Below are 18,283 nucleotides of genomic sequence, written 5' to 3' on the forward strand. Positions count from 1 at the left end.
CAGAGCCCTGCTGACACTTTCTTGATAGCCCATGCGGCTGGTCTGGGCGACACGTGTGCTGTGAGTGCGGTTCAGTGACAAGCCCTATGGGCGACCGTCCCGTCTTTGCTTGAGTCTGCGGCAGGTGCGGCGCCGTGGCGGCGCTGGCGGACGCTGTATTCGGTGATGGCCTGCCACAGGTCGCGGCGGTCGATGTCGGGCCAGTTGGTGTCGGTGAAGTGGAGTTCGGCGTAGGCGGCTTGCCAGAGCAGGAAGTTGGAGATGCGGCGTTCGCCGCCGGTGCGCCAGAGCAGGTCGACGTCCGGCGTGTCGGGCCAGGTCAGGTGGCGGGCGAGGTCGGTATCGCTGACGTGGTCGGGGTCGAGGTCACCAGCGGCGGCGGCCCTGGCCAGTTGGGCGGCGGCACGGGTGAGTTCGTCGCGGCCGCCGTAGTTGATGCAGATCGTCACGCACAAGCCGGTGCGGTGGCGGGTTCTCAGCTCGGCTTGGAGGAGTTCCTCGATCAGGTCTTGGGGCAGTCCCATGGCGCTGCCGGCCCAGCGGATACGGATGCCGAGCTCTTCCTTGTCGTTGGCGTAGGTGCGTAGTTGATTGCGAATGCTTTCGAAGAGGAAGGCGATCTCTTCGGTGTCCCGTTTCCAGTTCTCGGTGGAGAAGGCGTACAGGGTCAGGTGGGCCAGGCCGATCTCGGCGGCTCCGCAGATGACGTCGCGTGTGGCGCCCTCAGCGCCGGCCCGGTGGCCTTCGTGGCGGGGGAGGCCGCGCTGGGTGGCCCAGCGTCCGTTGCCGTCCATGATGACGGCGACGTGGCGGGGCATCCGGCTCGCTGGAATGGTCGGCGGGCGGGCTCCGCTGGGGTGAGGGGCCGGTGGCTGGAACTTGCTGGGGGGACGGGTTTGGCGGGGTAGGGCATAGCCTGGGCTGCTGCCGTGCGGCGTTGCGGAAAGCGGGGTGAGGCGCCAGGCAAGGGCGCCTCTGGTGCGGGCGGGGGCCAGGATGCGCCAGCGCACAAAAGGTGCGGGCACCGCCGGGCGGGACAGCAGGGCGGGCCCGGCCGCCTGGACGGCATCGAGGCGGGCGTGGAAAAGGCGGGTGGCGGTGCTCAGCAGTTCGGCCGGGCCGGGATGGAGGGTGCCGGTCAGGCCGGGCTGATCGAGCCAGCGGCGGGCCTGCCCGGTCAGGTGGGCGATCAGCGCGCCAGCGGCGGGGCTCCAGTGTCGCGCTGTCAGGTGGTCGGCGGCGTCAGGGAACTGGTCGAGGACCTGGGTGGGCAGGTTCAGTTCGCCGCGGGTCAGGTCCTGGGCGAGGTCGGTGAGGGTGTCGGTGAGGTACAACCCGTCGAGGTAGCGCTGGTAGGTGTCTTTGCGACGCAGCCACACGGGAACCGGGACGCCGGCCCGGGCGAGCAGGGTCATGCTCTGTGTGGCCCAGGAGAGGTTGGAGTCGCCGACCCAAACGCTCCACTGCTCCCAGGTGTGCAGGTGGCGGCCGCAAGTGTCGCCGTCCAGGGTGGCGAAGGAGAGCCGCAGGTCGGCCAGGTCCAGGCGCCAGCGGTGCATGGTGTCGATCAGGGCGCGGCGGACCGGGTCGTCGCTGTGTCCTGCGGTGAGTTCGTCTTCCAGGGCGGTGGTCCACGCCTTCAGCTGCGCAGTGCGGGTGGCGCTCGTGCTGGCCGGGGCGTCGGCGAGGTCGTCGGCGGCGCTGAAGGCGGCCCACATCGCCCAGCAGGCCGGGCGCAGTAGCGGCGGCATCAGCTGCATGATCGAGTATTCGACGGGGTCGTCCCGCCGGACAGTGCGCCGGCAGTGGAGGTAGGCGGCTCGCAGGGCGGGGTCGTCGATGGCGGCCTGGGTCAGGATGCCGGGCACCGGGGCGCCTCCGTTTCGTGAAGGGTCTGCTGCGGCACAGTGCTGTGGGCGGCGCCGGGTTGGTCGGGGAGGACGGCCGGTTGGTGCATTGCGGACGCAGGAGCCCAGGCGAAGGCGAGGGAGCCGCCCACCATCCCGAGCGCGCTGCCGGCGAGGAGTCCGCCGAGGTTGCAGGTGATCAGGGCGAGCACGGCCAGGGCGACGGCGGCGACGCCGGCCAGGGCGTGCAGTTGCGGCAAGCGCAGCAGAACGAGGCCCGCCAGGAAGAGCGGGAGGCTGACGCCGAGGCCGGCGGCGTCCGCTACGCCGGGGCGCAGGATGGCGGCGGGGGCGCCGAGGAAGGGCAGCAGCATCATTTCCGCGCCGGCGGTACAGACCAGGAGGGCGGCGGTCAGCGGGCGTTGCCGGCTCCACCGGCGGGTGCGGCCGGGATGCGGGTGGGCGCGGCGATAGGTCAGTAGCATTCGTGGGCTCCCGGTGTGATGCGCATGCTCAGGCCGTTCAGGCGGAAGGAGCCGGCGGTGCCCTGCCATCCGGTGAAGCGGGGGTGGTGCACGGTCACTCGTGCGGTGCGGGCGAGGAAGCCGCCCGAGGAGCCGCCTTCGGAGCGGGCCAGTACGTCGGTGAAGTTGATGTCGCCGTGCAGTTGGTCGCTGTCGACGACCAGTCCGGTGGCGGCCACCGGCTCCTCACTGCCGGCGTGGACGCGGACGGTCACCGGGCCCAGGGGGGTTTTCACGAGGATGCTGACGCACAGGTTCGCTAGTTCTGCCTCTTGTGCTGTGACGACCAGGACCGGATGGCGGGCACCGGTCTTGGGATCGACGTTCATCCCCGGCAGGGCGGTGAAGCCGCTGCCGCTGAGCCTGTCACCGGAGACCTTGAACGCCTCGCCGGAGGCAGCGACGGAGGCGGCCAGTGCCCCGGTGCCCATCGCGAGCAGCACGCCGCCCGCTGCGAGCGAGGCCGGTGCCATCAGCAGCCAGAACCGCAGCCAACGCCGCCGAGTCGGGGGTGGTTTCGGTTTGATGTTCTGGTGTGCGGCGTTCATGCTCTGACAACGCCCGCTCCGTGATCACGACACGGTCGGCGCGAGTCGCTTCACTCCTGTTGCCGCCGGTTGCGTCTCGCAAGGGGCGGGCAGGGCCCGCTTCCGGGAACCGGCTGTGCCAGCCCCTGGTGGCGATCTGCCTGTTTCGCCGGCGGCAGGGTTCGCAGGGAATGTGCGGGCGGCTCCGTGGCGCGGCCGTGGTGGTTTCTTGCTGAGCGGTAGCGGCGACGTACCCGGTACAGGAGGGTCGCCGTCAGCAGGGCTGCAAAATCGACGAGGGCGTAGCCGCCGGGAAGGCCGGCGGGTGGATTGCCCATGAGGAGCAGTCCGGTGATGTCGTGGTGCCGGTAGCTGTAGAGGCCGAAGTGGGTGCCGGCAAACTCCGCCGGAGCGGTCACCGCGATGATCCACGGAAGGCGAGTCCGCATCACAGGATTTCGGTGGAGGGTGGCGATGGCAAGGAGGTTGAAGGCGCCGCTGTAGTCGGGGCGTTGGGCCTGCAGGAGGCCCCACAGTGACCACGCCGCCAGACTCGTATACGCCGTGTGACGGAGCCAACGCGGTGCTGGGGTGCGAGCACTGATGATGCTGAGGAGAAAGAGGGCTGCGTGGCCGGCGGGGACCCAGGCGGGCAGATTGCCGAGCCGGTAGTCCCACCACTGCATGACGTGGGTGCCGATGTATTCCACCGTGCAGGCCACCGTCACGGCACACAGAGTCTGTGCCCGCACCCATGGGCTTTCGTGCCATGCCAGGAATCCCGTCAGGCTGGCGAGGACCATTCCCAGGCCCAGTTGTCCTCGTGGCCCTATTCCAGGTTCGCTGAGGCAGCCCGCGAGAATAGCTCCGTAGATCAGAAGCCATGCGAGCCGGTGTTCTGAGTAGCGCGACATGCAGTGCGCGCCCAGGCCGCGGGGAGCAGCATCTTCCCGTCGCTGCCTATGGGTCGCTTCCCGCACAAGAGCGTGCAGGAACGGAACGTTTACTCGTGGTGTTGGCGCGGCGTTAACGGTCATGCCAGGGGAACGACCCGACCGGGCGGTGTGGCTGGCGGTTCACCGGATCGTGTCTCGTGCCAGTCGCTCCAGCGCTGCCGCCGATTCCTCCTGCAATCGTGGGGGCAGGGCATGCACCTTCCAGTGAGCAAAAGGTGGCGCGCCTGGGGACAGGACCGCGGACGTGGACGTCATGAGGGAGGCGTTGGGGTGAGCAGGAAGATGCGGAGGTCGCGTCGGGCTCGGGCCGCATAGGAGTCGAACACGGGCAGGGCAGCGAGGATTCGGGCGCGGTGCTCGGCCTGCTCGTGCGGGGTGAGGAGCCGGGCCGTCACTGGCTGGGCGGGTCCGCCGTGAGCGATGGCGGCGTGGGGGTGGTGCAGGAGGTTGGTGCTCCAGGCGGGGTGGTGAGGGCGACCGAAGTTGCTGGCGACGATCAGCCACGTGCCGTCCACAGTGGCGTGGTGAGCGCAGATCGGGGTGTGGCGGGGCAGGCCGGTGCGGTGGCCCGTGGTGGTGAGCTGGATGACGGGCAGGAAGAGGCGGCTGGGCATCCACCGGCCTCGGGTCAGGCGGTGAACGAAGCGGTCGCAGCGTGGCAGCAGGTGCGGGGCGAGGTGGAGGAAGAGCCGTGTCTGGCCCAGGCGGACTGTCCACCGCGGCACGGGGCGGGTGCGGTGGTTCATGCGTCCGGCCAGTGGGACATGGCGCGTTCCGCCATGGCGGTGATGGTGAGGGAAGGGTTGACACCGAGGTTGGCGGTGATGACGGAGGCGTCACTGAGGTGCAGGGTCGGGTAGCGGTGTACGCGATGCTGCAGGTCGGCGACCGATGTCTGCGGGTCTTCGCCGAGGGGGCAGCCGCCCAGCTGGTGGACGGTGACGGGCATGCGCAGCAGTCGACTGGGCCACCAGGTATAGGCGCGGCCGCCGATCTGGGAGGCGTAGGCGCGGGCTACGTCTTCGGCTGCGGGCATGCGCAGGCTCGTCGGCTTCGTGCTGTCGGGGGTGGTGAAGGTCAGGCGGCCGCGCCGGTAACGGCTGGTGAGGACGGAGTTGCTGCGTTCCATGGCGAAGAGCAGGGCGGTGTGCTGCTCGAAGCGGCGTGCGGGTGGCGTTTGCCCCGGTCCGGGCGGGCCGGTGAGGGAGGCGAAGGCGGCGGCGAGCGGGGCTGTGCCGGGGCCGACGCGGCACAGCTGCACCAGGGTGGAGGGGGTGGGGCGTACGGCGGAGCTGATGGCGATGCCGGGTCCGACGTCGAAGTGGGGGGCGGCGGCTGCCAGGGGGACGCCGCGGTTGGTGCACACCCGTGTTCCCAACGCCAGTGAGAGATCGGGGAGGGCACCGGCGGCGCGGGCGCGGTGGAGCAGTTCGGTGGTGCCCCAGGCGCCGGCGGCCAGGACGACGTGGTCGGCGCTCAACGTTTCGCCACGGCGCCTGCCGGGGGTGGAGGGGGCGGTGCGGACCGTCCAGCCGCCGCCGGGGCGCGGCGACAGGGCGGTGACGGTGGTCATCGGGCGTAGACGTGCGCCGAGTTGTTCGGCGAGGTGGAGGTAATTCTTGGTGAGAGTGTTCTTGGCACCTTGGCGGCAGCCGGTGACACAGCTCCCGCACAGCGTGCAGCCGGTACGGGCGGGGCCCTGGCCGGCGAAGTAGGGGTCGGCCAGCATCTGTTGCGGCGGACCGAAGTGGATGCCGGCCCGGACCGGGTGCGCCCGGGCGCCGAGGGCCTCGCCGATCTCGTGCAGCACCCGCTCTCCAGCGCCCGGCCGGGCCTGCCCAGGCACGGTGGTGGTTCCCAGCATGCGTTCGGCCACATCGAAGTACGGGGCGAGTTCGCTGGCCCAGTCGACTCCCGCGGGCCAGCCCGGCTCCTGGAAGGCGTCCTCGTCGGGCCGGTAATGCACGCCCGCGTAAGCCAGCGAGCCGCCGCCCAGGCCGGCCCCGCTGATGGCCAGCAGGTTGCGGCGCAGCCGGATGCGCAGGATGCCGTGCAGGCCGAGGCGCGGCGCCCAGAGCATGCGGTGCAACTGCCAGGGGCGGGAGGCGAACTCCTCGTCGGCGAAGCGGCGTCCGGTCTCCAGGACGGTGACCCGGTAGCCCTTCTGCGCCAGGCGCAGCGCGGCCACGCTCCCGCCGAACCCCGACCCGATCACAATTACCTCTGACATGGTGACGCAGCGTACAGTCTCAACTCCGTTTCGTGTCCAGCAGAAGAGGGCGAGGCTCCATGTCCGCAACCGTCCCGACCATGCCCGGCGCTCTCCCGTTCATCGGACACGGACTGCAGCTGCTGCGCGACCCGCTGCCGCTGATGAGGAAGGCCAACACGCTCGCCCCGGTAGTCCGGCTCAAAGGGCCCGGGCCGGACGTCTATCTGGTCACCGACCCCGATCTGCTGCATCGCATGCTGGTCACCGACACCCGCGACTACGCCAAGGGACGGATCACCGACGGCGCCGCGCCCCAGTTCGGGCCCAGCCTGCTGATGGACATCCACTTCGACGGGCTGACGTTGTTCGAAGCCCACCGCCGGCACCGCCGCGCCCTCCAGCCCGCCTTCCACCCCCGCCGCATCGCCGCCCAGGTACCGCAGGTACGGGAGCTCACCCAAACGCACTGCCGACACTGGCAGGCCGGACAGACGCTCCGCCTGGACCAGGACCTGGCTCGCCTTGCCTACGACGTCACCGCCCGCACCTTCTGCGCAGCCACGGACTCCATGGCCAGCGCGCTGGCCGCGCTCACCGCCTCCACCACGACCGGGGTGTACTGGCGCGTGGCCCTGCCCCGGCTCGGCCGGCTCTCCGGTGTGCCCGGAACCGGTTCTTTCAAGCGAGCGGCGGCTCGTCTGCGCGCGGCCGTCACCGGCGCCATCGACCAGCACCGGGCCGATCCCCGGGACCGTGGTGACGTGCTGTCCGCACTGCTGTCCGCCCGCTACCACGACACCGGCGAAGCCATGAGCGACGAGCAGATCGTCAACGAGATCACGTTCTACATGTTCGCCGCCGTCCACGGTATCGCCGACGTCCTGCCCCACGTCTTCCTCGAGCTGTCCCGCCACCCCGACGCGGAAGAGCGCCTGCACGCCGAACTCGACACCGTCCTGTCCGGCCGCCCCGTGCAGGCCGAGGACCTGCCCCGCCTGCACTACACGCGGCGCCTACTCACCGAAGTGATGCGCCTGCACCCCACTGTGTGGCTGCTGGCCCGCCGCACCCTGCGCACCGTCCGCCTCGGCACCACCGACTTCCCCGCCGGAACCGAGATCGCCTACGGCGCCTACGCCGCCCACCACCATCCCGGCATCCACCACGACCCCCTGCGCTTCGACCCCGACCGCTGGCTGCCCGAACGCACCCGCGCCCTGCACAAAGTCGCCCAGCTCACCTTCGGTACCGGCCCCCGCAAATGCATCGGCGACCAACTCGCCACCACCCACATGCTCACCGCACTCGCCACCATCACCCAGCACTGGCGACTCCACACCCCGCCCGGACACCGCCACCGCCCCACCCCCCGGCTCTTCCTGCGCCCCGGCACCCTGCCCGCCCTCATCACCCAGCGCACCCCGATGCGAACGACCAGCGCCGCACCCGCCCAGTCCTGAGCGCCGCGAACGACCCGAGAGGTCGGATGACAGCGCTGCTATCTGCTCGCCCCCGCGCACGCCAAGGCCAGCGGCGCCTTCCCGCTAGCTTGATCTTTAACCCGTGCGGCGTGGTCGTGGGGTAGTCGACTTTTTCGTTCGCTGTTTCACTTCCGGTGTTTTGCGGGGTGTGTGCACGTCGTGGCGGGGTGCGGGCCGGTTGTTCCTTTGGCCCGGTGGTCGTCCGGGGCCCGGACGAGAAGGTTTCGGCGCTTGGGCCGGACAGGCCGCTTGTGGGCGGATGTGCCGAAAGTCGCGGCGGACGCGGGCGGGAGTGAGCCTGTCCGGCGGGCTGGGTTTCTCCCAGGGCCGGCGCCGGTCGGCCGCCAGCGGCCGGGCGAGCCGCAGTTGGGTGTAGGCGGCAAGGATCAGCCAGGTCCAGCGGTCGGCCGCCTCGGGGGTACGGATCTTCGGGCAGGTCCAGTCGAGCGTCTGCTTGAACAGGCGGAAGGTGTGCTCGATGTCGAAGCGTCGCAGGTAGGCCTGCCAGAGGCGGTCGGCGTCGGCGTCGGTGGCGTCGGTGCCCGACCACCACAGCCAGACCTGCTTTGGGGTGGCTCCGCTGGGCAGGTGGTCGATGTCCAGGCGGATCACCGTGCCCTCGACGATCGGAAGGGTGCCGTCGGCGGCCGCCCAGGAGGAGCGGTGGGTCAGTTTGGGATGCAGCCGGTTCCAGGAGCGGGCGAGGGCGGTGCCGTAGAGCCGGGTGTCGGTGACGGTCTCGGTGTCCGGGGTGCCCCAGGTGTCGGGCTGGCCGAAGACGAACTCGCCTCCGTGCCGGGACGGGAGTCAGTGCGGCGGTGACGTCAGGCAGGGGACGTCGGCGGGGGAGAGGTCAGGCAGGGGACGTCGGCGGGGGAGAGGTCGGGGCGGGCGCGGTGCCAGCGCGCGGGATGCCGCGACCGGCCGGAGGCGTCACGGGCGACGTCGACGCCGACTTCCACCACCAGCTCGGGTTCCACCAGCGTGACGTTCAGCATCTCCCGGCTGCCCCAACCCGGCGGAGAACGACCAGCCTGTCCACGGATGACCGCGCCGCCCCGGAGCGAGCAGGCCGGCGACCGCAGCACCTGCCGCCCGGGCGAGGGTGGTGGTGCGGCCGACGTACTGAAGGCGGCCGTCGGTGTCGTACCTGCCGAGCAACAGCGTGCGGGGAGCAACCAGGGAACCGGTGATCGCGCCGACGATCGCCTCGCTCGTCTCACGGACCTTGTATTTCTCCCAGCCCCTCGCCGACGGCCGGTAAACGTCGTTCAGCCTCTTGAAGACCACCCCCTCCATCCCGACTGACGCCCACGTCAGCCACTCGCGCACGACGTCGGCCTCCGGTGGTCGACGGACACAGCGTCCACGGCGCGATGAGCCGGCGGGCGGTGAACACGGACTCCAGCGCGGCCCTGCGCCGCCGGTACGGCCACCCGGTCGTGTCGGTCCCGGCCAGCCGCAGCAGATCGAACGCGACGAAGTGTGCCGGCCACTCCTCCGCCGCCCGGGCCGCCCCGGCACCACGCCGGGCAAGCCGGTTCTGCAACCGCTCGAACGCGAGGCGGCCCGCGGCGTCCCACACGACCAGCTCGCCGTTTATGTGGGCTACCACATCTGTCTCATCAACGGTCTTCACTCGACGGCAGATCACCAGCGTGAGTGGTTCCGAGGTGCGGGGAAGGCCCTCGTGCCTCAGCTCCGGGATGGTTGGTGGAGCCGGACTCAATGTGGTGATCGAAGCGGACGGGGCGGTGTTGTGATCACGGATCTGTGCGCGACGAGCCGGTACCGGTTGGAGAGCTGCCCGGGTGCGGCTGGCCCGGTGGCCGTGCTCGACCGCGTAGGTGTCCGCGACGGTCAGCCGTTCATTCTGGGAGGGGACGGATCGTATGACCTGCAACTGAACCGGTTTCTGCGTGAGTTGCCGAATTGGGGTGTGCGTGCCGAGAACAGCGTGCTGGGTTACGCCCGGGACGTGATGCTTTTCGTCCGGTTCTTGGAGACCTCGCGGTATGGCAAGCCGATCTGGGCGTGCGACGGCGATGACCTGCGGGCTTACAAGCGGGTGCGGTTGTGGTGTGGCGGGTCGGGTGCTGTGTCGGTGGGGACGTGGAACCGGTCGGTGGCGGCGCTTGACAAGTGGGTGGCGTGGTCACTGGATGCCGGGTTGTTGCAGCGGGCGCCGTTTCGGTACGTTGACAAGACGGTGATGACGCCTGCCGGCACGCTGCGTACGCCGAGGACCTCGATCCCCTCGATCTCGCGGCCCGGGCCGAAGTCGCTCTCCAACTCGTCAACGGGGAGACCGGGCTCTCGGTCGTTAACCTGCTGGAACCCGTCTGACGGCAGGCGCCGAAGCCGCACTCGGCGAAGCCACCTCTTGGAGTGAGCAGTCCCCCGTACGGCGGCCTGTTGACGCGGGTGCGGCTCTGCGATGCCGAGATGGCTTCCTACGCGAAGGACCGTCGCTGCACCGCCATGGCCGAGGCCCTCGTCCCGTTGCTGCGCCGTTCCTGCCCCGAGGACGCCGGCGGCCACGGCGGCTCGTACCAGGTGAACCTGGACGATGAGGAAGCAGTCGGCCTGGGCGGGGTCGAACTGATCAGGGCCGCGATGCGCAAGGCAGCACATCAGCTCGGATGGAAGGTCACCACGATCGGGCGGATCGGCACCCGCTTCGGCACGATGGTCGCCGTCCAAGACACCAGTGACGTCCCCCAGGAGTACCGGCCGGCGGTCGACGCGGCGATGGAGCAGCGCATGGGTGCGGCGCTGGCCAAAGTGTGGGGCGAGCCGGGCGAAGCGCCGGTTCAGCGCGGCTCGGTGGCCCTGATGACGCAGGAGTTCCGTGCGGCGGTCGCCGCGGTGGAAGTCTGACCGAACAGGCCTACGAGGCACATGTTCGGCTTGAGAGAGCGGCCGGCACCCGTATCACGGGTTCCGGCCGCTCTCGTTGGAGGGTGGTCTGGTGTCCGGGGCTGTGAACGGCAGTCCTGGACACGCTCTACTTCAGCTGGCCAGTCAGTGGACTGATCCCTTCTCGGAGCTGGCGCACCGCCAACCGCGGTACCCGGGCGCGGATGGCGACCTCGCTGTCGCTGCGGCCCCAGCCGATTGCCGCGGCGACCAGCCGAGTACACTCGGCGCACCTCAGCTCCAGCTGTTTCTCCGCGCGAGATCCACTGAGAGGTCCACTACGAGCAGCCAGCCTCATGCAGCGGTCGCGCTGGGCCCAGGCTCCGGACCGAATCGGCGGGCGGTACACCTTCGGGAAGCGGGCCACGATGTCGCCGTAGTCAGCCAGGTCGCCGTCGGCGTCGGCGGGGGCGGCCTGGCGGTGGCGCGAGCACAGGCGGCGGATGTTGCGGCCGGCCCGGGCGGAGGCTGCCGACCAGTCGAGGTCACCGCCGGCGTCGAACAGGTTGTCCATCAGCTCCTGCGCGTACGGGGTCAGCTCCTGAAGCAACGCGTTGGCGGCGTCGACGTCCAGGTAGGGCAGCTCCTCCACGCCCGAGTCGATCGTCCAGGACAGTAACTCCGGCACCTCCTCGAACCAGTCGTGCGGCCCGACGCCGGAGAAGAACGTGCCGGGGTGCCACCGCTTCCAGATCTCGCGCGGCACGTCGTTGATCGCCTTCCAGGCCGGGCTCCACGGCTCCCAGGACTGCGGGTTCTCGTGGAACTTCAGCTCGCCGGTCCGGATGTTCAGCAGCACGTTCTGGTAGTGGCCCGACCAGCGGTCGTGGAGCGGCTTGGCCGTGATCACGTCCGTCACGGGCGTGATGTGCACCCGCGGGGCCGTGTACCGGGCCACCTGGACCTCGGGTACGGGCATGGTCTCGTGCGTCATCTACGTCTCCCTCGTGGGTTGGGTTGTGGGGCGATTGGCCGGCGAGCGCGGGCCGGACAGAGGCGAGCCCCCGGCGGGGCCAGGGGCTCAGGGGGCGGCTACCAGGTGGCGGGAGTGCGGTCCGCGATCCTCTCCGAGCCTGGCCGAGATCGTCCTCGACGTCCTCGGTGACCGCGACATCCCGGTCCTGGGCAACGTCGAAGTCGGACACGCAGGCCCGAATCTGCCGATGCCGGTCGGCATCCGCGCCGCCCTTGATGCAGAGGAGCGAACGTTGTCGCTGCTCGAACCGGCGGTACGGCCGCACGCGATGACGGGACCGGTCGGCTGAGCGACGCGCATGAGTGAGCAGACGGCCTCGGCAGCAGCCCAGGGGCTGATTCATGCGTCGATGCCCGTTGCCTTGGGTCGTCAGGAAGGGCCGTTCATGAACACCTGGTGGCTCATGTTGACCAGCCTGTCCAGGAGTGATTCGGCGACGACCGGGTGTGGGAACAGCAAATACCCAGCCCTGGGGCGCCCGGTTGGATGTGATCACGATCGAGCGGCTCGCGGCGATGCGCCGGGAGATCACCTCGTAGAGAGTCGTCGGCTTGAGTGATTCCTATGCCAACGCCCGACCAGGATCGTTAGGCAAGGTCCTGTTACGAGCTCTATGCACCTGCGCGGAGTGCTCGGGGCATGCCACAGCGCGGAGCGCGGGGGCGAGGGCGCCACGGAGTGGCGGTCTCGCCCAGGGCGGAGCCCCTGGGGCGCGGCGGCCGGTGCCCCGCCCCGCCCCGAAATAGAGGCTTGCGCTGCGCCCTGAGCGGCCGCCAGCCGACCCGCTTCATCGTCAAACGACCCGCCAGCGCCTCAGAACCCATTCAGTGAAGCGTCCGCGCCGAGGTCGCCGTCGGCGCGGGATCGGTACCGCTCGACGGCATCTTGTCTCCACTGCCCACGCCCATCAGCACGGCCAGTACGCCAGCCACGGCCGCCGCCGTCATGACCGCCGCACCAAGGTCGCCCCGGGTGGGGGAGCCGTCGTGGCTGTGTGAGGAGTACTTGAAGACTGCAACCCCGTCACACAGCTAATGATCAGGATCAGGGCGACTTCCGCCGAGATGTGTACGGTCATATTTGGGCCTTCTGGCTCGGGGGCCTGCCCGTCGCGACCGCCAGATCCAGCGGACAGGCCCTCTCTCCTGGACCCCGCGGACACGGGGCCCCTACACCCCTTCAGAGGAGTCACAGGGCCTCAAACAGCAAAAAGACCCAACTCTCCTTAAGGAGTTGGGCCGAACTCGGGGGGAGGCAAGAGACACACCCCACCCGCTTCGCGGGATGCTAACGCACCACTTCCCGGTTGGTCCCACACTTCCGGTGTTTGGCGGTCTGCGCGCAGGAATGTGACATGCCCTCAGGATGGGGCAGGGGCAGGGGCAGGCGGTCCGTAGACTGGGGGTGGATCCCTTAGGGGCTTTCGGTGGGCGGCGCCCTTGCCACCCGCTCACGCGGATTGGGCGCCGGCCTTTCAACGTCCGGGCTCCTACCAGCGCATGCCGAGGGCGTTGAGTGCGCTGCGCCGTTCTTCGCTCAGCTTGGCGGCCCGGCGGCGGGCGTTGTCGAGCCAGGCCCCCAGCTTCACGGCCGCCTGGTCGCCGTCGCCGTTGCTGTCTGGGGTGATCTCGACATGCTGGCGGGGGACCTGGAGGTGGCCCTCGCGGGCGTGGAACTGGCGGGCGGCGGCGAGGTTGGCCGTCCATCGGGCGTCTTGCGAGCGGGGCGCGCCCGGTGTCGGTGCGCTGTCGTCTGCGGGCTCGATCCGGGCCGACTCCAGGAGCCACTGCTGTGCGGGCATGAGCTTGTCCCACCCGGCGCGCTGCGCGGCGGTCCAGGCTCCCAAGTCATCGCCCTGCACGATGAGTTCGCCCGGCCGGGCCGGAACGCTGCCCCCGGCCTTGAGGTGCGCCAGGATGAGCCGGTAGGCGCGCTGCCAGCTGATCTCCCATACCGGGCACCATCCCGGATCCAGGTCCGCCAGCGCCTCCGTACGGGCCTCTGACAGCTCTCCGGCGTAGGAGATGTCCGTTTCCCCGGCCTCCCGTCGCCGGGCGTTCTCGGCGGCCTTCCGGGCGGCTGCACGCTGGTTCTTGAGCCATACCCCGATGGGGAAGTTGTCGCCGCCGAAGACGGCCGTGGTGGGCGGGAGCAGGTGGCCGTGCGCGTTGGCGTAGGAGCGGGCGACGGCGAGGCCGGCGTCCCACGCGGACGCCTGTACCGACCAGACCATGCCGAGCGTCTCCAACTGCTGCACGCGGGAGGCTTCCAGGGTCCCGGCCGCGTAGTAGCGGCGCTGATCTGCCACCCACACCCCGAGCGGGTGCCCGCCGGCCGCGCCCCAGTCCGCGTCTGTGGGCGCCACGAATGTGTAGGGGACGCGCAGTTCGCGGTTGCCGGTCTCGCGCAGCCACCGCGTGGCCGCCTCGATGCCGCGCAGCCAGTAGGCGCCCTCCGGGTCGATCACCCGGAGCTGGACGAACGCGGCCAGAGCAGCAGGGTCGCGTTCCTCGCTGAACTTGAGTACCCCGGCAGCCGCCGCCCCGATACGAGCGGCGTCCTGGTCGTCGGTGTCGACGTCGGTGTCGACGTCGTCCTGGTCGGCGTCGTCGGCCGCCGGGCGGGCGTTGCGAACACGGGATCTGCCAACGCCCCGATGGTGTCGGAGTCGTGAGCCCGGAGCGCGCCCAAAATCTTGCTGAGGTTGCCGTACGCGTCCGAGGTGAGCAGTGCGTTGGCGTCTTCGTCCTCGCCGAGGAACACGGGAACGACCAGGGTGGCGAGTTTCCCGACGCCCGGCCGCATGCGCAGGGCGCGGCCGACCATCTGCACGATGTCCACCATCGAGCCGCGGGCGTCCGCGAACAGGACCGCGTCGCACTCGGCAGTGTCGACGCCTTCACCCAGCACCCGGACCGAGGACAGCACCCGCAGTTCCGCGCGCACGTCCCGGCCTTCCCCTGCGGGTGCGCCGAGGAAGTCGGAGGCGAACTCTTCGAGGACCTGGTGGCGGTGGGCGGGCGGGTGCTCGCCGTAGAGCCACTGTGCCCAGACCTGGTCGGCCGGCGGGAAGGTGGCCGGCTCGTCCTCGGCGAGGCGGGCCGCCGTCACGGGGACGGCGGCCGCCATCGCCTCCGCCTCACTGACGCGGCTGTGGAAGGACAGCACCCGCCTAAACCGCTCTTCCACCGCGGCGCGCATGAGGCCGGTCTGTACGGCCGCCAGGCGGGCGCCGCGTGCGGCGTCGGAGCCGGTCGCTTCGGTGGTGAGCGCGGCGTAGAGGTCGGGGTCGCGGATGTCCAGGCGTGGGACCTTCAACGAGCCCAATACCCCGCCGTGCTCGCAGGCCCGAGGACGTCACATCCTGCGTTCTGCGTCCCCCTGCTGTCGTCACCGACGTCCTGCTCGCCACCGGCGCCACCGGCTTTCCCGGCGGTGTGGTTGACCGAGCGGCCGGTCGTCTCAACGCGTGCGGTGTCAGGCAACCCAGCCGATGAGGACGCCGCTCAACAGGCAGGCGACTCCGGCCAACCATAGCGGCCGTTCTTGCTCGGACCTCCAGCGGTCTATCGCGATGGTGACGAACACGGCGATGCACAGTCTGAAGAAGGTGTCGGCCAGTCCGTCGTCGCGCCCGGTGAGGATCTGGCTCGCAGTGAACCCCACCGCGGTCCATACCGCCAGGGGCTTCATGGCGGATCTGCCGTCGGTGACGAGCAGAGCCATGATGAACACCGCCTGCACCACTTCAATGATCAACATGGGTACCTCTCGTAGGTCGGGGAAGGCGGCGGGATGGAGGGTGATCCCCCCTCCCGCCACCCTTTCAGCTTTCGGCCGACTTACTTACAGCCGTTCTTCTTGCCCCAGTAGGTGTAGGGGATCAGTCCCGGGTACACCCAAGGCCAGCGCAGTTCGAGGCAGTGGTGAACCTTGTTGGCCCACTTCGCCTTGCGCTCGATCACCACGGCGTCCAGCGTGAAGAAGTCAAGCCAGGCGTTCTTTCCCAGCCCGACGACCGCGGCGAAACCGACCGCGTGGTCGGCCCACCAGGCGTAGTTCTCGGCGTGGAACGTCTCGCTCTTGTTGAGCCGGAATCGGATGCCGTAGTAGTGCGTAGACCACGTCCACTGGCCCGTCAGATCCAGGTCGTTCACCGGGTCGCTCGGGTAGGTGTAGGCATCAGAGTTGCCGCCGTAGACAGAGTCCGTGCTGAGGAAGCGGCCGACGGCCGGCGCGTAGAGGCGGACACCCATCAGGACAGCGCCGCTGAGGGTGCCCGACGGACGCTGGTAGCCTCCGAGCCACCCGTAGGTGCCGCCGGCGGTGCTGTCCAGCGCGTTGCCGTACTCGTCGTAGTGCTGGACGGTGCTGGCGACGGACGTGTCCAGCGGCTGGTGCACGGTGACGTCCCCGTGGATGTTGGTCAACTGGAGGACGATGTTCCCGCTTGCCGACGTCGTGGCCCCCAGATCACCCGTGACGTCACGAACATCCCGGCTGAGGGTACTGCCGGTCTTGCTCCAGGTCGGGCTGTCGCAGCCGCACCCGTAGTGGTTGGTGACCGAAGCGGTGTCAGTCCAGGTGCCGTCAGCCCCCTGGGTCTGGGTGGTCTGCGTGCCGAGACGGTAAGCGGCGTCAAGGCTCCAGTTGTTGCGTGTGGATCCGACGGTCTCCGAAGCCACCAGGTCGTTGGTGTAGTAGGACAGGGCGGTGGTGCCGTCGGTGGTGGTGCGGCCAAGGGCGTCGTATGCGTAGCCGCTGTTGACCAGGCGATCTGCCGAGTCGTAGGTGTAAGGCGTGGTGATCGTGGTGGTGTTGTCGGTGCTGCTGTTGCAGTCGTCCGAGCTGGTCTTCAGCTGGGTGCGGTTGCTGTTGCTGTCGAACGTGTAGGCGCGGGTGGTGCAGCCGCTGGCGGTGGTGTCGGCGGCCTGGGTGAGGCGGCCGGCACTGTCGTAGGTGTAGGCGGTGTCGACGCTTGGCCCGTCGGTCTGAGTGTCGCCGAGTTGCTGTCCGTCCGCCGAGTACGCGGCTGTGTCTGCGGCGACGGTTGTGCCGTCGCTCGCCGTGTACTGCCGGCCGGTCTCGTTGCCCGCCGTGTCGGTGCTGACCGCCAGGCTGTACCCGCCCGGCAGACTCTGCGACGTGAGGATGCCGTCGGCGTCGTACGCGCTGGTGAACGTGCCGGCGACCGAGTCCGCCAGGCTCTTCACGTTGCCCGCCGTGTCGTACGCGTATGTCACGGTGGAAGGAGCCGAGTCGGTGGTCTTCACCGTCCGGTCGAGGGCGTCATAGGCCCGGGTCGTGGTGTTGCCCGTGCCGTCGTCGTAGGTCAGGAGCCGTCCGAGAGCGTCGTAGGTGTAGGCGACGGTCTGGCTGCCTGAGGACTGGGAGGCGATCTGCCCGTTGTCCTTGTCGTAGGCGAAGCTGGTGTTGGGGGTCGTCTTGCCGGTGCCGCCGGTGACCTCGCTCTTGACGGTCCGGCCTGCGGTGTCCGTGGTGATGGTGGTGGTGCGGGTCACGCCGTTGGCGGTCTCCGCCTTGGTGGTGGCCTGACCCCAACGGTTGTAGGTGTAGGCGGTGGTGACCGCCTCAGTCGGGTTACTGCCGCCACCGGTGATCGCGGCCGCGGGCGCGGTACGGCACAGCAGCCCGGCCCATTCGGGGCGGCTACCGCAGGTGCCCGAGCCGTCTGCGGTGTAGTAGGTGTAGTTCAGCGTGTCCGCGTCCGAGCCGGAGGAGCCGGCGGTGCGGGTGGTGGCCACCCTGCCGGCGTCGTCGTAGGCCGTCACGGTGTTGGTGGTGGCGCCGCCGTCGACTGCCAGTTGCTGGCCTGTCGACCAGTCGTAGGTGGTGGTGATGGTGCGGGTGTCGCCGTCTGCGGAGTATCCAGCGACGGAGGCTCCGGTCTGCGTGGTGGTTACCAGGTCCGAGACCGCCGCATCACCGGGGCGGTTCTGGTCGTAGGTGTACGAGGTGTGCGACCGGGCGGGAACCACCGAGCCTGCGGGCAGCGTGCCGCCGTCTCCCTTGAGTTCGCCGGTGAGGGTGACCTCGTGCAGCGGGCCGTACTCGTCCAAGAGCCGCACGCCGTCAGTGGAGTACTCGGAGACGGTGGCGAGCTGCCGGGCGCGGTCAGCGGTAGACAGGTCGGTCAGTCCGAGTCCGGCCAGTTCGCTGGAGGCACCACTGGAAGTACCCAACGCGAGCGCGCGGTTGGCGGCCGTCAGGCTGCTGATCTCGTGTCCGTACACGTCGTGGTCGGTGGCGGTGATGGCGCCGCCCGGCGCCGCCGAGTCGCTTTCCCGGCCGTCGGCGCTGATGTAGGTGATGGTGGCGCGGCCGTAGTCGCCGGACGCCAGGTCCCTTCCGGTGTGGGACGACGGCACGGAGTCGGCCGGGAAGACGGCCGTCGCGTCGGTCGGGGCGTCTTGCTGGGCCCAGCTTGCGACCGTGTCGGCATCCATGGCGTAGGGCGCGTTACCGTCGCTGAGCGGGACGTCGTAGACAACGCTGGTGGTCGCCGTGCCCGACGTGGTGCTCGCGCTGCCCTCGGCCAGGGCCGCGTGGGAGGCGCTCAGCAGCATTCCCGCGCCTGCGGTCGCGGCGGAGCCGGCCTTGCCATAAGCGAAGGTCCACGGCAGCTCACCGGGCTGGGTGAGGGTGCTGACGCGGCCGTCGGAGTCGTACGCGTACCGAGTTTTCAGCGTGGGGCTGATGCGCGGGTCCCACACCTCACGCAGCCGGCAGGTAGTCACGGTTCGCGCGGGAGCCGTACGCCTTGTCGGCACGAACCTTGTCCGGCCGGGTGCGTGGGCGGCCCGGCCCGAGCCGGGGCACC

At 69.9% G+C, this 18,283-nt stretch carries 17 protein-coding genes and 1 pseudogene; 4 read left to right on the forward strand and 14 right to left on the reverse strand.

Annotated elements, in window-relative coordinates; all coding sequences use genetic code 11:
- Positions 1 to 71: 71 nt before the first annotated feature.
- The 6 genes from uppS to ACZ7OO_RS37330 all read right to left on the reverse strand — a co-directional run bounded on the left by uppS (position 72) and on the right by ACZ7OO_RS37330 (position 6,084).
- Positions 72 to 1,868: a polyprenyl diphosphate synthase gene (gene uppS, locus ACZ7OO_RS37305; RefSeq protein ID WP_471511908.1), complete on the reverse strand. Its 1,797-nt coding sequence runs from the start codon at positions 1,866 to 1,868 to the stop codon at positions 72 to 74.
- Complete coding sequence (locus tag ACZ7OO_RS37310; RefSeq protein WP_471511909.1) at positions 1,853 to 2,332, reverse strand: DUF6114 domain-containing protein; 480 nt, start codon at positions 2,330 to 2,332, stop codon at positions 1,853 to 1,855. Before ACZ7OO_RS37310 ends, uppS begins: the two co-directional genes overlap by 16 nt.
- Positions 2,323 to 2,919 (reverse strand): DUF6230 family protein, encoded by a 597-nt coding sequence (locus tag ACZ7OO_RS37315; RefSeq protein ID WP_471511910.1) that lies wholly within the window; start codon positions 2,917 to 2,919, stop codon positions 2,323 to 2,325. Before ACZ7OO_RS37315 ends, ACZ7OO_RS37310 begins: the two co-directional genes overlap by 10 nt.
- 50 nt (positions 2,920 to 2,969) lie before the next feature.
- Complete coding sequence (locus ACZ7OO_RS37320; RefSeq protein ID WP_471511911.1) at positions 2,970 to 3,701, reverse strand: hypothetical protein; 732 nt, start codon at positions 3,699 to 3,701, stop codon at positions 2,970 to 2,972.
- 404 nt (positions 3,702 to 4,105) lie between these two features.
- Positions 4,106 to 4,468: a nitroreductase/quinone reductase family protein gene (locus ACZ7OO_RS37325; RefSeq protein WP_471511912.1), complete on the reverse strand. Its 363-nt coding sequence runs from the start codon at positions 4,466 to 4,468 to the stop codon at positions 4,106 to 4,108.
- Positions 4,469 to 4,596: 128 nt separating this feature from the next.
- Positions 4,597 to 6,084, reverse strand: a complete 1,488-nt coding sequence (locus tag ACZ7OO_RS37330) for an FAD-dependent oxidoreductase (protein ID WP_471511913.1) — start codon at positions 6,082 to 6,084, stop codon at positions 4,597 to 4,599.
- A 59-nt stretch (positions 6,085 to 6,143) separates the two neighbouring features.
- Here ACZ7OO_RS37330 and ACZ7OO_RS37335 point away from each other — a divergent pair, with 59 nt between their 5' ends.
- Entirely contained in the window at positions 6,144 to 7,526 is a 1,383-nt protein-coding gene (locus ACZ7OO_RS37335; protein ID WP_471511914.1) for a cytochrome P450, read from the forward strand.
- A gap of 96 nt (positions 7,527 to 7,622) precedes the next feature.
- On the opposite strand, the pseudogene ACZ7OO_RS37340 reads toward ACZ7OO_RS37335, so the two are convergent.
- The 3 genes and pseudogenes from ACZ7OO_RS37340 to ACZ7OO_RS37350 form a co-directional block, all read right to left on the reverse strand.
- Positions 7,623 to 8,351 (reverse strand): annotated as a pseudogene (locus ACZ7OO_RS37340) (NF041680 family putative transposase); the annotation flags it as partial.
- A 20-nt stretch (positions 8,352 to 8,371) separates the two neighbouring features.
- Entirely contained in the window at positions 8,372 to 8,545 is a 174-nt protein-coding gene (locus tag ACZ7OO_RS37345; RefSeq protein ID WP_471511915.1) for an ATP-dependent DNA ligase, read from the reverse strand.
- 221 nt (positions 8,546 to 8,766) lie between these two features.
- Positions 8,767 to 9,450: an ATP-dependent DNA ligase gene (locus ACZ7OO_RS37350; protein ID WP_471511916.1), complete on the reverse strand. Its 684-nt coding sequence runs from the start codon at positions 9,448 to 9,450 to the stop codon at positions 8,767 to 8,769.
- On the opposite strand from ACZ7OO_RS37350, the gene ACZ7OO_RS37355 reads away from it, so the two are divergent.
- On the forward strand, positions 9,379 to 9,939 hold the full coding sequence (locus ACZ7OO_RS37355) for a site-specific integrase (RefSeq protein WP_471511928.1): 561 nt from the start codon (positions 9,379 to 9,381) through the stop codon (positions 9,937 to 9,939). The genes ACZ7OO_RS37350 and ACZ7OO_RS37355 overlap by 72 nt on opposite strands.
- 53 nt (positions 9,940 to 9,992) lie before the next feature.
- On the forward strand, positions 9,993 to 10,427 hold the full coding sequence (locus ACZ7OO_RS37360) for a hypothetical protein (protein WP_471511917.1): 435 nt from the start codon (positions 9,993 to 9,995) through the stop codon (positions 10,425 to 10,427).
- Positions 10,428 to 10,554: 127 nt separating this feature from the next.
- Here ACZ7OO_RS37360 and ACZ7OO_RS37365 read toward each other — a convergent pair whose 3' ends face one another.
- Positions 10,555 to 11,400 carry a hypothetical protein gene (locus ACZ7OO_RS37365; protein WP_471511918.1) on the reverse strand — a complete coding sequence of 282 codons (846 nt, stop codon included), beginning with the start codon at positions 11,398 to 11,400 and terminating at the stop codon, positions 10,555 to 10,557.
- Here ACZ7OO_RS37365 and ACZ7OO_RS37370 point away from each other — a divergent pair.
- On the forward strand, positions 11,384 to 11,731 hold the full coding sequence (locus ACZ7OO_RS37370; protein WP_471511919.1) for a hypothetical protein: 348 nt from the start codon (positions 11,384 to 11,386) through the stop codon (positions 11,729 to 11,731). The two genes, ACZ7OO_RS37365 and ACZ7OO_RS37370, sit on opposite strands and share 17 nt — an antisense overlap.
- Positions 11,732 to 12,931: 1,200 nt before the next feature.
- Here ACZ7OO_RS37370 and ACZ7OO_RS37375 read toward each other — a convergent pair.
- The 4 genes from ACZ7OO_RS37375 to ACZ7OO_RS37390 all read right to left on the reverse strand — a co-directional run bounded on the left by ACZ7OO_RS37375 (position 12,932) and on the right by ACZ7OO_RS37390 (position 18,200).
- Positions 12,932 to 13,909: a helicase associated domain-containing protein gene (locus ACZ7OO_RS37375; protein ID WP_471511920.1), complete on the reverse strand. Its 978-nt coding sequence runs from the start codon at positions 13,907 to 13,909 to the stop codon at positions 12,932 to 12,934.
- Positions 13,906 to 14,760: a helicase-related protein gene (locus ACZ7OO_RS37380; RefSeq protein ID WP_471511921.1), complete on the reverse strand. Its 855-nt coding sequence runs from the start codon at positions 14,758 to 14,760 to the stop codon at positions 13,906 to 13,908. The genes ACZ7OO_RS37375 and ACZ7OO_RS37380 overlap by 4 nt, the downstream gene beginning before the upstream one ends.
- 159 nt (positions 14,761 to 14,919) lie before the next feature.
- Positions 14,920 to 15,204 (reverse strand): hypothetical protein, encoded by a 285-nt coding sequence (locus tag ACZ7OO_RS37385; RefSeq protein WP_471511922.1) that lies wholly within the window; start codon positions 15,202 to 15,204, stop codon positions 14,920 to 14,922.
- 80 nt (positions 15,205 to 15,284) lie between these two features.
- A complete protein-coding gene (locus ACZ7OO_RS37390) occupies positions 15,285 to 18,200 on the reverse strand; it encodes an RHS repeat domain-containing protein (RefSeq protein WP_471511923.1) in 2,916 nt (971 codons plus the stop codon).
- Positions 18,201 to 18,283 lie beyond the last annotated feature (83 nt).

It is taken from the genome of Streptomyces sp. NPDC111744 (assembly GCF_055634995.1).